The organism is Acinetobacter sp. V110_1, assembly GCF_031798975.1.
Lineage (GTDB): Bacteria > Pseudomonadota > Gammaproteobacteria > Pseudomonadales > Moraxellaceae > Acinetobacter > Acinetobacter nosocomialis_A.
Genome location: NZ_JAVQNN010000014.1, coordinates 125,722 through 140,364 on the forward strand (window position 1 = coordinate 125,722; position 14,643 = coordinate 140,364).

14 protein-coding genes are annotated in these 14,643 nt (G+C 39.7%); 7 read left to right on the plus strand and 7 right to left on the minus strand.

From position 1 onward, the window contains the following. Positions 1-46: 46 nt before the first annotated feature. From RMA95_RS04295 to RMA95_RS04305, 3 genes are all read right to left on the minus strand, one after another. Complete coding sequence (locus tag RMA95_RS04295) at positions 47-1,051, minus strand: LLM class flavin-dependent oxidoreductase (RefSeq protein ID WP_311069682.1); 1,005 nt, start codon at positions 1,049-1,051, stop codon at positions 47-49. A gap of 135 nt (positions 1,052-1,186) precedes the next feature. Then, positions 1,187-1,705 carry a hypothetical protein gene (locus RMA95_RS04300; protein WP_209046132.1) on the minus strand — a complete coding sequence of 173 codons (519 nt, stop codon included), beginning with the start codon at positions 1,703-1,705 and terminating at the stop codon, positions 1,187-1,189. Positions 1,706-1,940: 235 nt separating this feature from the next. Then, positions 1,941-2,360 (minus strand): glycine zipper domain-containing protein, encoded by a 420-nt coding sequence (locus tag RMA95_RS04305; protein WP_002049123.1) that lies wholly within the window; start codon positions 2,358-2,360, stop codon positions 1,941-1,943. Between the two features lie 398 nt (positions 2,361-2,758). On the opposite strand from RMA95_RS04305, the gene prfA reads away from it, so the two are divergent. Together prfA and prmC are read left to right on the plus strand one after the other, a co-directional pair. After that, the gene (prfA, locus tag RMA95_RS04310; RefSeq protein WP_002049300.1) at positions 2,759-3,847 is read left to right on the plus strand and encodes a peptide chain release factor 1; all 1,089 of its coding nucleotides are present in this window, start codon (positions 2,759-2,761) and stop codon (positions 3,845-3,847) included. Further along, on the plus strand, positions 3,847-4,662 hold the full coding sequence (gene prmC, locus RMA95_RS04315; RefSeq protein ID WP_311069683.1) for a peptide chain release factor N(5)-glutamine methyltransferase: 816 nt from the start codon (positions 3,847-3,849) through the stop codon (positions 4,660-4,662). Before prfA ends, prmC begins: the two co-directional genes overlap by 1 nt. A 2-nt stretch (positions 4,663-4,664) precedes the next feature. Here the strand turns inward: prmC and RMA95_RS04320 are convergent, their stop codons facing one another. The 3 genes from RMA95_RS04320 to RMA95_RS04330 all read right to left on the minus strand — a co-directional run bounded on the left by RMA95_RS04320 (position 4,665) and on the right by RMA95_RS04330 (position 7,744). Continuing rightward, positions 4,665-5,504, minus strand: a complete 840-nt coding sequence (locus tag RMA95_RS04320) for an ABC transporter permease (protein ID WP_311069684.1) — start codon at positions 5,502-5,504, stop codon at positions 4,665-4,667. A gap of 3 nt (positions 5,505-5,507) precedes the next feature. Further along, the gene (locus RMA95_RS04325; RefSeq protein ID WP_311069685.1) at positions 5,508-6,482 is read right to left on the minus strand and encodes an aliphatic sulfonate ABC transporter substrate-binding protein; all 975 of its coding nucleotides are present in this window, start codon (positions 6,480-6,482) and stop codon (positions 5,508-5,510) included. 233 nt (positions 6,483-6,715) lie between these two features. Next, positions 6,716-7,744, minus strand: coding sequence for an AraC family transcriptional regulator (locus tag RMA95_RS04330; protein WP_311069686.1), 1,029 nt, complete (start codon positions 7,742-7,744; stop codon positions 6,716-6,718). A gap of 165 nt (positions 7,745-7,909) precedes the next feature. Here RMA95_RS04330 and RMA95_RS04335 point away from each other — a divergent pair, with 165 nt between their 5' ends. The 3 genes from RMA95_RS04335 to RMA95_RS04345 all read left to right on the plus strand — a co-directional run bounded on the left by RMA95_RS04335 (position 7,910) and on the right by RMA95_RS04345 (position 11,699). Beyond that, a complete protein-coding gene (locus RMA95_RS04335) occupies positions 7,910-8,680 on the plus strand; it encodes a 3-hydroxyacyl-CoA dehydrogenase (protein WP_311069687.1) in 771 nt (256 codons plus the stop codon). Positions 8,681-8,698: 18 nt separating this feature from the next. Beyond that, the gene (locus tag RMA95_RS04340) at positions 8,699-9,835 is read left to right on the plus strand and encodes an acyl-CoA dehydrogenase family protein (protein WP_311069688.1); all 1,137 of its coding nucleotides are present in this window, start codon (positions 8,699-8,701) and stop codon (positions 9,833-9,835) included. A 220-nt stretch (positions 9,836-10,055) separates the two neighbouring features. Continuing rightward, complete coding sequence (locus tag RMA95_RS04345) at positions 10,056-11,699, plus strand: AMP-binding protein (protein ID WP_311069690.1); 1,644 nt, start codon at positions 10,056-10,058, stop codon at positions 11,697-11,699. Positions 11,700-11,746: 47 nt separating this feature from the next. Here the strand turns inward: RMA95_RS04345 and RMA95_RS04350 are convergent, their stop codons facing one another. Further along, positions 11,747-12,325 (minus strand): flavin reductase family protein, encoded by a 579-nt coding sequence (locus tag RMA95_RS04350; RefSeq protein ID WP_311069691.1) that lies wholly within the window; start codon positions 12,323-12,325, stop codon positions 11,747-11,749. 172 nt (positions 12,326-12,497) lie between these two features. Here RMA95_RS04350 and RMA95_RS04355 point away from each other — a divergent pair, with 172 nt between their 5' ends. Next, positions 12,498-13,274: a HesA/MoeB/ThiF family protein gene (locus tag RMA95_RS04355; RefSeq protein ID WP_311069692.1), complete on the plus strand. Its 777-nt coding sequence runs from the start codon at positions 12,498-12,500 to the stop codon at positions 13,272-13,274. A 58-nt stretch (positions 13,275-13,332) separates the two neighbouring features. Continuing rightward, complete coding sequence (locus RMA95_RS04360; RefSeq protein WP_311069693.1) at positions 13,333-14,631, plus strand: AarF/UbiB family protein; 1,299 nt, start codon at positions 13,333-13,335, stop codon at positions 14,629-14,631. Positions 14,632-14,643: the final 12 nt, after the last annotated feature.

Sequence of the window (14,643 nt, forward strand, 5' to 3'; positions counted from 1 at the left end):
TATCTCATGCTTGAAACCTATTCAAGCATGAGACTTTGTGTATATATTAATTACTTGATTTTAATTGCATTAATTGAGTAAAGCTGTCTAAACGTTTATTTGTATCATAGACATCACAAGTAAAAATAAACTCATCGACTTCATATGTAGCCAAAAGCTTTTCTAAACCTGAACTTACTGTTTCAGCTGAACCGATTTGTGCCATCGTATAGAAATTTTCAACTGAAAGTTGTTCTGCTGTGTTCCATAGTCCTTGCATTGAATTAACCGGTGGCTTCAGTTTCAAACTTTCACCACGAATTAATCCTAAAACACGTTGGTATGCGCTTGTTGCTAGGAACTGAGCTTCTTCATCTGTATTGGCAACCACAACAGGTACACCCATTGAAACATAAGGCTTGTCCAAATATTCAGAAGGTTCGAAATTTTCACGATAAAGTTCGATCGCTTGACCAAGCATGCGTGGTGCAAAATGCGATGCAAATGAATAGGGTAATCCTAGTTTCGCAGCCAATTGCGCGCTAAATAAGCTTGAACCCAATAACCAGACAGGCACATGAGTATTTTGTCCTGGAGTGGCAATAATTCTTTGGCCGGGTTGAGGCGCTTTAAAATATTGCAAAATCTCAACAACATCTCTTGGGAACTGATCTTCCGTTTCCTGATGCCCGCGACGTAAGGCACGCATAGTGACCTGATCTGTACCCGGAGCACGACCTAAACCTAGCTCAATACGATTTGGATATAAGGTTGCTAATGTACCGAATTGTTCTGCAACTACTAACGGTGCATGGTTTGGTAGCATGATACCACCTGAACCTAAACGAATGCGCTGGGTATGAGCCGCGATAAAGCCAAGTAAAACAGCGGTTGCTGAACTCGCAATTCCATCCATATTATGATGTTCTGCAAGCCAAAAACGGTCATAACCTAATTTTTCTGCATGTTGGGCGAGCTCTAATGCATGACGTAATGAAAATTCGATTGTCTTATCATCACGTATAGGAGCAAGCTCCAAAATTGAAAATTTGGTGTCTTGAAGTGATCGCATGCGATATTCTCAAAAAACGTTATATCGAAATAATACGATATAAATGGAGTGATGTATATCGGTTTTTTTCGATATAAATTTCACTCCCAAATAAAAAAAGCACCGCTAGGGTGCTTTTTAATATCTATGTACCAATTAGTGGTGTTTATACCAACCACGGTGTAAGCCATTATCATGACGATAATAAGCGCGATCATTGTAATAACGACGGTCATCACGATCATAGCGACGATCGTAACGGCGGTCATCACGATCATAACGACGGTCATAACGGTCATCATAGTTACGGTCTTGACCAACTTTACGACCTAAAGCAGAACCACCAGCTGCACCCACTGCTGCACCGATGTATCCACCGTTTGTACCACCCATGTTTTTACCAACGGTATAACCAGCACCACCGCCTAAAGCACCACCAATAGCAGCTTCTGTACGGTTACGACGGTCACTTGCTGCAGCTGCACCACCAGCACCACCTAAAGCAGCACCAATTGTTGCGCCAGATGTACCACCGATACTTTTACCAATTGCTGTACCTACTACACTACCTAGAGCAGAAGTTGCCGCTACACGGGTACCATTATCTGCATGTGCAACTGACACCATAGAGGTTGTTGCGATTAATGCACTTGCTAACCAAATATTCATTTTCATTTTTGAACTCCATGCTCATTTTGCTGAAGAGCAATCTTTATAACTTGAGCTAAATGTAATTAAAAATTTCGTGAAAATTATGGAGAAGGGCCATGCTGATACGATAGTTTTGTGTCTGCTTTGTATGGTTTATATTAAGATGTGAATAAATCATGAACGATATATCGGGGGATGGAAAAATTTTGACTATAAAAAAACACCCGAAGGTGTTTTTAGGTCTATGTCTTCACTGTGATTAGTGGTGATGACGGTGTTTTTTCTTCCAGTGCTTAGAAGATCGATCATAATCGCGGTCTTTAGAAATTTTATTACCTAAAGCACCACCACCTGCCGCACCTAAAGCAGCACCGATGTATCCACCGTTTGTACCACCCATGCTTTTACCAACAGTATAGCCAGCACCACCACCTAAACCACCGCCAATTGCAGATTCTGTACGGTGACGACGATCACTTGCAACTGCTGCACCACCAGCACCACCTAAAGCAGCACCAATTGTTGCGCCAGATGTACCACCCATGCTTTTACCAATTGCAGTACCTGCAACACTACCTAAAGCCGAAGCAGCTGCTACGTGAGTTGTATTGTCTGCATGTGCTACAGTCATCATAGAAGTAGCTAAAACAGCACTACATAACAAAGTATTTAATTTCATCATTTACTCCATGTCCCAAGTTGCAGGACCTTATATCTTTCGTTACGGCAAATGTAACAAAACACTTCTCTTCAAATGTGGAGAACCATCACTCGATTATTAGAGTTTAGTGTCTTCTTTGTATGCTTTCTATTAAAACAGAATGGAAAACCATCAATCTTATCTAAAAACTGAACAATAAAAATTAGTGAACGTAAGTCATAAGTGCTTGAGAGGGTCAATATATAATTTAATAGGTTTACAGATGATGGATAGACCTTTCTAAAGTTCAGGAATTAAAGGATTACATATGTCATTTAATCAGCATAATCTGTAAACTATGCGCTATTTTTATGATTTGGCTTATCTTCTTATATTTATCTAGATAAGTTTTTTGGACTTTTGAGATATTTCCTCTTATGAAAGCGTCACTCCGTTTACGACTTGATCAACTCTGTGATCGTCATGAAGAACTTACCGCATTGCTTGCAGATGCAGAAGTGATTTCCGATAACAAACGTTTCCGTAAACTGTCTCGTGAACATAGTGATTTAACTGAAATTACAGAAGTTTGGGGCAAATACCGTCAAGCAGAAGAAGACATTGAAACTGCTGAAATGATGAAGTCGGACCCTGACTTTAAAGATATGGCAGAAGAAGAAATTCAAGCGAATAAAGCATTGCTTGAAGAACTAGAAAGCCAGCTCAATATCTTGATGATTCCAAAAGATCCAAATGACTCTAATGCTGCGTATTTAGAAATTCGCGCCGGAACGGGCGGTGATGAAGCTGCAATTTTCTCAGGCGATTTGTTCCGTATGTACAGCAAATATGCCGAGACACAAGGCTGGCGTATTGAAGTCCTTTCTGAAAATGAAGGCGAACATGGTGGCTTTAAAGAAGTTATTTGCCGTGTAGATGGTGATGGCGTTTATGGCCGTTTAAAGTTTGAAAGTGGTGCTCACCGTGTGCAACGCGTCCCTGCCACTGAATCACAAGGTCGTGTGCATACGTCAGCATGTACAGTTGCGATCTTGCCTGAAATTGATGTTGATACCAACGTTGAAATTAATCCGGCAGATTTACGTATCGATACTTACCGTGCATCAGGTGCGGGTGGTCAGCACATTAACAAAACCGATTCAGCGGTGCGTATTACTCACATTCCAACCGGTACAGTAGTTGAGTGTCAAGAAGAGCGTTCACAGCATAAAAACAAAGCTAAGGCGATGGCATTGTTAGTATCGCGTTTAGAAAATGCTAAACGTGCAGCAGCAGATGCAGCAACTTCTGAAATGCGCCGTGATTTGGTTGGTTCTGGTGACCGTTCTGAACGTATCCGTACGTATAACTATCCGCAAGGTCGTATGACGGACCACCGTATTAACCTAACTTTATATAAGTTAGACGCGATTATGGAAGGTGATTTAACTGAATTGCTCGATAGCTTACATCGTGAATATCAAGCAGATCAGCTTGCAATGCTTGCACAGGAAAATGGCGGCTAATGAATATTGCTCAAGCGCTTGCAATTCGTGGTGAGCCTGACAGTTATGAACGACAAGAAAATGCTTGGCTGCTTGAGCATTTTCTAAAAATCAATTCGCTTGAATTAAAGTTTAGACTTGAGCAAGAGTTAACAGCCCAGCAAGAGCAAGACTATGTAGCTGGTATTGAGCGCATTCAAAATGGTGAACCTTTAGCTTATGTGACAGGTTCACAACCATTTTGGACGCTCGATTTAAAAGTAACATCTGATACTTTAGTACCGCGTCCGGATACTGAGATTTTAGTTGAAACCGTTTTAAATCTAAATTTGCCAAAGAATGCAAATATTGTGGATTTGGGAACGGGGACAGGTGCAATTGCACTTGCATTAGCGAGTGAACGTCCGGATTGGTTCGTCACAGCAACTGATATTTATGCACCTACTTTAGAAGTCGCAAAAGAAAATGCACTAGCTCATAATTTGCAACGTGTAAAATTCGCTTGCGGCGCGTGGTTTGAGGCACTAGAGCCACAAAAATTTGATTTAATTGTTTCTAATCCGCCATATATCGACCCTGAAGATGAACACATGCAAGCTTTGGCAACAGAACCACGCCGTGCATTGGTTGCAGAGCATCAGGGACTGGCTGATATTGAAATTATTATTGCTCAAGGGAAAAACTGGTTAAAACCACAAGGCTGGATTGCACTAGAGCATGGTTATGACCAAGGGCAAGCTGTTCGAAATATATTTGCTGAGCATGGTTTTAGTGAGATTAAAACCATTCAAGACTATGGCCAAAATGATCGAGTCACTTTGGCATGCTGGATTTAAAATTACTTTTGTAGTGTATCCCGCCAACGTAATAACCAGTTTTCGATAAGTTTCATTAAGGTATCGGTTACTTTACCCAAGAGAGCCAATAAAATAATTGCAATGATAACAATATCTGGTCGAGACGTTTCTCGGCCATCACTGAGTAAATAGCCAATTCCTTGTGTGGCTGCAATCAGTTCAGCTGCAATCATAAACATCCAAGATAAGCTTAAGCTGTTGCGTAAACCCGTTAAAATGCCCGGAGAGGCTGCTGGTAAAATAATAGATATAATCCGCTGAAAAGCATTAAGCCGATAAACTTTTCCAACTTCAATGAGCTTTTTATCTACGTTATGAATTGCTGCAACTGTATTGGTATAGGTTGGAAAAAATGCTCCGATTGCAATCAATGTAATTTTAGAACCTTCGTCAATTCCTAACCAAAGTAATAACAATGGAATCCACGCAAGACTTGGGATCGACTTAATTGCTGAAAAGGTCGGTTCTAAATAAGCTTCTGCTTCCTTACTTAATCCCACCCAAATCGCAAAAATTAAACCTAAACCGCTTCCTATAATAAAGCCCAACAGAACACGCCATGTACTAATATAAATGTGGGCAAATAGATCGCTATGAGCTAAATCTAAAAAAGATTGCCATAAACTAGACGGTGCAGGGAGTAGATAAGCATCGATATAGCCATTTCTGACTAAAAATTCACAAGCCCCCAAAAAAATAAGTGGAATGAGTAGCGCTTTAAACCACCGTGTAAATTTGTGGTTTAAATGCTTTTTCTGTGATTTTAAAGCCTGCTGAGCTAAGAAGTGATTTAGCTCAGCTTTGTTAAGTGAATCACTCATATACTATTTCACGACTTTTTGAGAAAAACGTGGATCTAGTAACTGATCAACCACTTGATTGACATTGGTGCCTTTTCTAACCAAGTCTTCTTCAGTCAAAATTTTTCCAGAACGTTTTAGCGCTTGTGCTTGAGTTGCCGTTGGAATGCTTTGATCAAAGTTGGTTCGGCTCAGTTGTAGTTTAGCCACAGGTAGAGGGAGTTTTGATTCTTGAGCTAAAAGTGCTGCTACTTTATCTGGATTGGCTTTTGCCCATTTTCTGGCTTGTTCGTAGGCTTTAATAACTGCTTCAACCGCTTCAGCGCTTTGCTTTGCAAAGTCTTCTTTCACGCTAAGCACGCTATAACTATTAAATGCTACATTACGATAAAGTAATTTCGCGCCCAATTGAATTTGAGCTGAAGCCATTAATGGATCAAGCCCCGCCCAAGCATCTACTTGGCCACGTTCTAATGCGGTTTTGCCATCTGGATGTTGTAAATGGACTAGTTGTACATCGCGTTTGCTTAAGCCTACTGTTTCTAGTGCTTGTAGTGTAAATAAGAAAGGATCTGTTCCTTTTGTCGCTGCAATTTTCTTACCTTTTAAATCTTTTAAGCTTTTAATTGGTGAGTCTTTTGCAACAACAAGGGCGGTCCATTCAGGTTGGCTTTGTACATACACAGTTTTAATTGGGCTACCATTTGCTCGGCTTAATACAGCTGCTAATCCAGCGGTAGAAGCAAAATCGATGCTATTACTATTGAGGTATTCTAATGAACGATTGCTGCCTTGACTAAAAACCCATTTAATTTGAGTATTTGGAAGTGCTTTCTCAAGAAGTTTTTGATCTTTGACGACTAAACTGGTTGGTGCGTAGTAGGCATAATCAAGTTTAAGTGTAGTCGGAATTGCTGCAAAAGTAGATGAAGCAAATACAAACCCCAATGTTGATGCCAACAAAGTCTTTGGTATAGAAAATTTTGATTTTAAAGACATGATAAAAATAAAACCGAAATAAAATAATAAATCATCCTTTCATGTGTTTCGTGGCTTACAAACTTAGTTATTTTGATTTGTAAATCAGTTTGAAAGATAAAAGTTTAGATAAAATTATAAGTTAATGTTTTATAGGCATTATTAAGTTTTAAATAATGCGTTATATGAAATATTCAATTTAAAAGACATAAATATCATAAGCTTAAGTTTTAAAACTTCGTTGGAAGCATATGCTATTGCTTGTGTGTAGTTAAATTATCTCGATACGCACCTGGGCTAACACCTGTCCATTTTTTAAAAGCACGGTGAAAAGCACTTGGGTCGTGGAAATCTAAGTCTTCACTAATGTCTTGTATTGAATCATTACTTTTGCTTAAGCGTTCAATCGCAATATCGCAACGAATTTCATTTTTAATTTGTTGATAACTTACTCCTTCGTGTTTGAGACGACGTTGAACAGTAGCTTCCGAAATATTGAGTTGTTGTGCTACATCTTTAAGTTCGGGCCATTGAGCAGGATGAAGCTTTAATAAATGACGACGAATAAGAACGCTCAAGGCATTTTCATTTTTAAAGCGAACTAACAGATTTTGCGGAGTTTGTTCTAAAAAATCATAAAGCGATTTTTTATCTTTTTTAATTTTAATATCTAAATAGTGGGCATCAAACTCAACCTGATTTATATCGGCATTAAATTTTATATCTTCACAGAAACGGACGAGATAATCTTGAATATCGTTCGGTTTTGGACAACGTACTGCAATACTGTTTAAGCCAATTCGCTGATCTACTAACCAACACATAAGCCCATGTACCAACATTAAAAAGGTTGCGTAGGTAAACATACGTTTGGGTTGGTCATGATCACGAATGACCAAATAAGCTTTTTCTTGTTCTCGAATTAACTCTCCACGCATATCATCTAAAACAAAGTTAAAAAACTTCAAAATATCATAGAGAGCCTTTTCTAAAGTTTCAGCCGTACTGACGAGTTTTGTAAGTAATTTATAGCTACCACGACGCATAGGGTGGCTATCCATACCGAAAAATTCATCATTCATGGCATTGGCAAGTTCAATCCATAATTTTGCATATGTTGCTACCGGAACACGCGCTTTGGGTGTCATGAGTAATTCAGTAGGAATACCAGCTTTATTCAGAATAATTTGAGTATTTAGCCCTTTGGTATAAGCCGCACTTAATGCTTCATGTACCAGTGCAATCGAAATTGTTCCTTTACTTAAAGAAGATTGGACAACCATGTCAAAGACTCATTTTTTACGTATTTCAAGTGAAATATTTCATATTCAAAATTTGGATTGATCAAAAGCTGCAAGCATTTTGAGGTTTTTTGAAATTGTATCGGAAAAAAACAACTTTTACTCTCACTACTAAGGTTAAAGAACATTTCTATAGGATGTTACATAATGAAAATTCAAGGAAAACATTTCGTGATTACAGGTGGCGGCTCTGGTTTAGGAGCTGCAACGGCTGAATATTTAGTGCAACAAGGCGCCTCAGTCACGTTGGTTGACATGAATATAGAAGCAGGTGAGCAGCAGGCGAAACAGTTAGGGCCAAAAGCTGACTTTGTAAAACTTGATGTAACCGATGAACTTGCTGCTGAACAGTTCTTTAAAGATGTGTTGGTTAAACATAGACATTTGCATGGTTTGGTGAACTGTGCAGGTATTGGCCCTTCTGCAAAAGTAGTTGGCCGTGAGGGTGTTCATGACTTGGGATTATTTGCAAAGACTTTAAATATTAATGTCACAGGTACATTTAACATGCTGCGTTTTGCAGCAGATGCAATGAGTAAAAATACAGTTGAAGCAAGTGAAGAGGACCGTGGAGTTATTGTTAACACCGCTTCTGTTGCGGCATTTGACGGTCAAATTGGACAAGCAGCTTATTCTGCATCAAAAGGCGCTATTGTGGCGATGACTTTGCCAATTGCACGTGAGCTTGCGCGACATGCCATTCGTATTATGACCATTGCACCGGGGATTATGGAAACTCCAATGCTTAAGGGTATGCCACAAAATGTACAAGATGCTTTGGGGCAAATGGTTCCGTATCCCTCTCGTTTAGGAAAACCAGAAGAGTTTGCTCGTTTGGTTGCTCATATTGCTGAAAACTCTTACTTAAATGGTGAAGTCATCCGTCTAGATGGTGCAATTCGCATGGCAGCAAAATAATAAAATAAGGATGTTGAAATGATTCTAAATGCTGAACAAAGCATGGTTCAGGAGATGATGCGTAACTATGCGCAAAATCAGTTAAAACCAACAGCTGCACATCGCGATAAGACCCATGAATTTCCGGCTCAGGAGTTAAAAGATTTAGGTGCACTAGGCGCTATGGGAATGACTGTGCCCGATGAATGGGGCGGTGCCGGAATGGACTATGTTTCTTTAGTACTCGCAATTGAGGAAATTGCTGCAGGTGATGGTGCTATTTCGACAATCGTCAGCGTACAAAACTCTTTGATTTGCGGTATTACACTGGCATACGGTTCAGAGCAGCAAAAACAAACCTATTTGCCAAAATTTGCTTCTGGCGAATGGCTAGGATGCTTTTGTTTAACTGAGCCACATGTCGGTTCCGATGCGAGCGCGATTTTATGTAAAGCCGAGCGAGATGGCGACCATTGGGTACTCAATGGCGTAAAGCAATTCATTACCAGTGGTAAAAATGCTCAAGTGGCTTTGGTATTTGCGGTTACAGATAAACAAGCTGGCAAAAAAGGCATTTCATGTTTCCTTGTACCGACCAATACACAAGGTTACTTAGTCACTCGTATTGAAGACAAAATGGGTCAACATGCTTCGGACACCGCAACCATTACGCTTGACGACTGCCGGATTCCTTTAGAAAATTTGGTGGGACAAGAAGGTGAAGGTTATAAAATTGCGTTATCTAATTTAGCGGCTGGTCGTATTGGTATTGCGGCTCAATCTGTTGGTATGGCAAGAGCGGCTTTTGATGCATCCGTGCAATATGCAAACGAACGTAAGGCCTTCGGTGTAGAGCTGGTTCAGCATCAGGCGGTTGGTTTTCGCTTAGCTGATATGGCAACTCAGATTGAAGCTGCACATCAGCTAGTATTGCATGCTGCAACTTTAAAAGATGCGGGACTACCTTGTTTAAAAGAGGCCTCAATGGCGAAACTCTTTGCATCAACTATGGCTGAGCGAGTATGTTCGGATGCAATCCAGATTCATGGCGGTTATGGATACGTCAGTGATTTCCCTGTTGAGAGAATTTATCGTGATGTTCGTGTAAGCCAGATTTATGAAGGTGCTTCAGATATTCAACGTTTAGTGATTGCTCGTGAAGTGGCTCAAGTTTAGTTCATAAGATATTGAGTTTTTATACTTAAAACTGCAAGAAGCCGCACATCATGTGCGGTTTCTTGCAATTGAAATGGAACATTTTTGCTATTAGTTTTGTTTGAAATAGATGGAAAAGTTGAAGAAATATTCTTCGAGCTTTAGCTAAAACAATAACAGTCAGGACGGATTTTGTGGTCTAACACAAAATCAATCATCAAACGGAATGAAGGTGAGCATCATGAAAACTTTGGCAGAAGCTTATCAGCAATTTGATCTTCCACAACTCATCGAAGAGCAACTTGTTGGGCACCCCCAAGCAATAAATGCTTATGTTGAGTGCTGTGAGCGTTATATAGGAAAAAATAAAACAGCGCTCATTTGGGAGGGAAAAAACGGGCAGGCAGAGCACTATACGTTCGAACAACTTGCTGAACTTTCTGGAAAACTTGCTAACTTCTTTAAAGCACAAGGAATTCAAGCTGGAGATTGTATTGCAGGACTTCTACCGAGAACGCCTGAGTTATTAATTACAATTTTGGCAGCGTGGCGTATAGGCGCTATTTATCAGCCTTTATTTACTGCCTTTGAAGCAAAATCGATTGACCACCGTATTACGACTGCTCAAACTAAATTGATTGTGACCAATGATGAACAGCGCCCTAAACTGAATACCTTGAATGTTCCGGTTATTGTCACTGTTCATCAGACTGGTTCTTTGTCTGAGCATGACTTCGATTTTTGGCAATCTTTACAGCGCTATTCTGAGCAATGTGAGCCAGTAAATCGTAGCTTTGACGATGACTTTTTAATGATGTTTACCTCAGGCACAACTGGACTTGCTAAGTCTGTCCCCGTTCCACTAAAAGCAATTTTGGCATTTAAAGGTTATATGACTCATGCTGTCGATTTGCGTGAAGAGGATATGTTTTGGAATTTGGCAGATCCGGGCTGGGCGTATGGTTTGTATTATGGCATTACAGGCCCTTTAAGCTTGGGGCATAGCATTATTATGGATGAGCGTTCGTTTAATGTAGATCAGGCAATTGAGTTAATTAAAAAGTATAAAGTAAGTAATTTAACAGGATCGCCAACAGCATTTCGAATGTTCTTTGGATTTAAGGAAAAATTTGACCCTTCAATTAAACAACATTTACGCGTAGTGAGTAGTGCGGGTGAGCCATTAACACCTGAGGTTGTGAACTGGTTTAAACAGGATTTAGAGGTCAATATTTTTGATCAATATGGACAAACTGAACTCGGCATGGTGATTGCGAACCACCATGCGCTTGAGCACCCATTAAAAGTAGGTTCAGCTGGTTTTGCAATTCCTGGGCATCGTTTTGCGGTGTTAGACCAAAATTATCAAGAATTACCAACAGGTGGTGTGGGTATTTTGGCAATGGATTCTGAGCAATCCCCACTAATGTGGTTTAAAGGCTATGGTGGCAATAATCGCAAATCATTTGTTGGTAAGTATTATTTAACAGGTGACACGGTCACTTTAAACGAACATGGCGGTATTGATTTTGTTGGACGTGCTGACGATGTCATTACAACATCGGGCTATAGAGTTGGACCATTCGATGTTGAAAGTACTTTATTAGAGTGTGAGGCGGTATTAGAGTCAGCAGTAATTGGTAAGCCAGATCCGGAACGAACCGAAATAGTGAAAGCTTTTGTGGTACTTAAGCCTGCTTATCAAGCATGTGAAACATTAAAAGATAAGTTACAGCAATATGTTCGTAACCGTTTATCTCGGCATGCATACCCAAAAGAAATAGAGTTTGTGGACAGCCTACCGAAAACCACGAGCGGAAAAATTCAAAGAGGATTATTGAAGCAGCAAGAAATTGCAAAAATGCAGCAAGCCTACGCAAGCTAAGTTTGAACAAAGGGAAATATTTAAATATTTCCCTTTGTTTTTTTATATTAGAGGTCAGCTTTCACTTCTTCACCAATCAAGTAAAAGGTTCCACCAGCAATATAGTGCAGGCTACGAAGTTCTTTTGGTGCATCCTGAAAATGCCAATGCCCATCTCTAAAAACACGACTATCTGCCCACGCACCTACAACAGAACCAATAAATAAATCATGAACTGACTGATTGTGCGGTTCAGGAATAAGTTTACAAACCAGCCATGCGATACAACCTGATACAAGTGGGCTACTCAGGTCTTCTTGATAGAATAGTTCAACTCCACAGTGTTCAAGTTTTTGTGGGTCATCCAACTTACTAATGGTACCAAGTTGCTTGGTCATATTGAGCTGTGCATAGCAAGGAACTTGTAGTGTGAAATAGCCACTTTGCTCGACAAGCTGTCGGGTTTTCGTACTTTTATCTAAAACTACAGACACTTTGGCAGGTTTAAATTCTAATGCACATGCCCATGCGGCAGCCATTACATTGCAGTCGTCACCATGTTGTGCAGAAACCAGCACAGTTGGACCATGATTTAATAAACGATAAGCTTTTTCTAACTCTACTGGTGCAATATATGATTCGGACATATTTAGCCTAAGTAACAAAGAAACTAATTCGTTCTATTGTTGCAGAAAGTTTGAAAGAAGTAATGTGAACAATAGAGCAGTAACCGAATAAAAAACTGTTTCTATTTTATAGCTTTCATAATAATTGACTTAGTCATAAAATCATTTGGCTTCTAAGTGAAAGGATTAACGTGTGACCGAGCTTCAAGATATCGATTTTGTAGAGTTAAGTGATGAAGAAATGCATCTCTATAGCCGTCAGATTTTACTTGATGGATGGGATATTGAAGCTCAGGAAAAGCTCAAACTTGCTAATGTACTGATTGTGGGTGCTGGTGGCATAGGCTGTAGCAGTGCAGAACTACTCGCACGAGCAGGGGTTGGAAAAATTACACTCATTGATGCAGATACCATTGAGATAAGTAATTTACAGCGCCAAATCGCATTTGGTCATGAAGATATTGGTCGCTATAAAGCTGAAGTTCTAGCAAAACGGTTACAGAAAATTAACCCTTATATCTGTGTTGAATACTTTAATGAACGTTTAGACGAACATAACATTGATAGACTTGTTGAACACCAAGACGTCGTTTTAGATGGTTGTGATAACTTTACAACTCGCTATTTAGTGAATAGTGCTTGTAAGAAACATCAGGTCGCATTAATTAGTGCTTCTGCAATTGGATTTCAGACGCAAATGTTTATGGTTGAAGGTGAATCAGCTTGTTATGAATGTTTATTCCCAAAAGAACAGCATGACAATGAAGGCCTGCGCTGTGCAGAGTCAGGAGTGCTTGCAACGACTCCTGTAATGATAGCGTCATTACAAGCACATCACACTTTACTTTATTTAGGGCTTAATCTCACTCCTCTGAAACAAAAACTGTTACTTTGGGATGGATTAAATATGACACAACGTATTGTTAATTTTGATAAAGATATAAATTGTCCACTTTGTCAGGCAAGCTAATCAGCAAATAAAGCAAAATTTGCTAAACTTGAGACGAATATTCTGGTTCTAAAGAAATATGAAAAAAAATATTTTATTTGATGGATTGCGCTCAGTTGCCCGTATCGGTGAAACCGCAGTGGTTGCGGCTAAAGCTGGTATTAAGTACGCAACTGATAAGCCAAGTAATGCCAAACTCATGCGAGAGACTTTTGAGTCGCTTGGCTCAACATATATTAAGCTTGGTCAGTTTATCGCGAGTACACCATCGCTATTTCCGCGTGAATATGTAGAAGAATTTCAAGGTTGTTTAGATCAGACACCAACTCTGCCATTTAGTTATATTCAAGGCGTGCTTGCCTCTGAATTTGAAGGGCGTGATTTAAACCAGATTTTTAGTTATATCGATGAAAAACCTTTAGCTTCTGCTTCAATTGCTCAGGTTCATGCGGCTAAACTGACGACTGGTGAAGATGTCGTTATTAAAGTACAAAAACCTGGCGTAGAAACTATTTTATACACTGACTTAAATGTGGTGCATTGGGCAGCCAAACTACTTGAACGTGCAGTACCTAAAATCAAGTTTGCTGCTCTTTCTGACATTGTCGATGAAATTAAAACTCGTATGGTGCGTGAAGTCGATTTCATTGAGGAAGCCCAAAACTTAGATGACTTTATAGAATATTTAAATATTTCTCAAAACCACGCTGCGACAGCGCCTAAAGTTTATCATCAGTTTTCTACACGCCGTGTTTTGACCATGCAGCGTTTATACGGTGTGTCTTTGACAGACTTTAGTGTCGTAAAACAATATGCTAAAGATCCGTCACAAGTACTGATTACTGCCATGAATACATGGTTTGGCACTCTTATGCTCTGTAAGAGTTTCCACGCTGACTTACATGCTGGAAATCTAATGTTGCTCGAAGATGGCCGAATTGGTTTTATCGATTTCGGTATTGTGGGGCAGTTAAAGCCAGAAGTCTGGACAGCATGTATCGCGTTTATGGATGCCTTACAAAAAACTGATTATCAGGCTATGGCTGAAAATATGCTGAAAATGGGCATGACCCATAACAAGGTTGATGTTCATGTTTTAGCTCAAGATTTAGAGCGTTTGTTTAATGGCGTCTTAATGGCTGATCCACAGCAGATTTTGTCTACCAATCCAGCCGATTTAAACGACATTATGATGGATATGGTAGGGGTTGGTGAGCGCCACGGTATTAAATTCCCACGAGATTTTGCCTTGTTATTTAAGCAAATGCTTTATTTCGATCGTTTTATGCGCGTACTCGCACCATATACTGATATTTATGCAGACCAACGTTTGAAAATGGTTCAAAATATGGAACCTGCTTCGTTGTTAAAGCACTAAGGTCAGTTTAAA

Coding starts and splice junctions, on each gene's coding strand:
- prmC (WP_311069683.1), top strand. CDS start 3,847: ATGAATATTGCTCAAGCGCTTGCAATTCGTGGTGAGCCTGACAGTTAT.
- RMA95_RS04330 (WP_311069686.1), bottom strand. CDS start 7,744: ATGGTTGTCCAATCTTCTTTAAGTAAAGGAACAATTTCGATTGCACTG.
- prfA (WP_002049300.1), top strand. CDS start 2,759: ATGAAAGCGTCACTCCGTTTACGACTTGATCAACTCTGTGATCGTCAT.
- RMA95_RS04295 (WP_311069682.1), bottom strand. CDS start 1,051: ATGCGATCACTTCAAGACACCAAATTTTCAATTTTGGAGCTTGCTCCT.
- RMA95_RS04345 (WP_311069690.1), top strand. CDS start 10,056: ATGAAAACTTTGGCAGAAGCTTATCAGCAATTTGATCTTCCACAACTC.
- RMA95_RS04340 (WP_311069688.1), top strand. CDS start 8,699: ATGATTCTAAATGCTGAACAAAGCATGGTTCAGGAGATGATGCGTAAC.
- RMA95_RS04360 (WP_311069693.1), top strand. CDS start 13,333: ATGAAAAAAAATATTTTATTTGATGGATTGCGCTCAGTTGCCCGTATC.
- RMA95_RS04300 (WP_209046132.1), bottom strand. CDS start 1,705: ATGAAAATGAATATTTGGTTAGCAAGTGCATTAATCGCAACAACCTCT.
- RMA95_RS04335 (WP_311069687.1), top strand. CDS start 7,910: ATGAAAATTCAAGGAAAACATTTCGTGATTACAGGTGGCGGCTCTGGT.
- RMA95_RS04325 (WP_311069685.1), bottom strand. CDS start 6,482: ATGTCTTTAAAATCAAAATTTTCTATACCAAAGACTTTGTTGGCATCA.
- RMA95_RS04350 (WP_311069691.1), bottom strand. CDS start 12,325: ATGTCCGAATCATATATTGCACCAGTAGAGTTAGAAAAAGCTTATCGT.
- RMA95_RS04305 (WP_002049123.1), bottom strand. CDS start 2,360: ATGAAATTAAATACTTTGTTATGTAGTGCTGTTTTAGCTACTTCTATG.
- RMA95_RS04320 (WP_311069684.1), bottom strand. CDS start 5,504: ATGAGTGATTCACTTAACAAAGCTGAGCTAAATCACTTCTTAGCTCAG.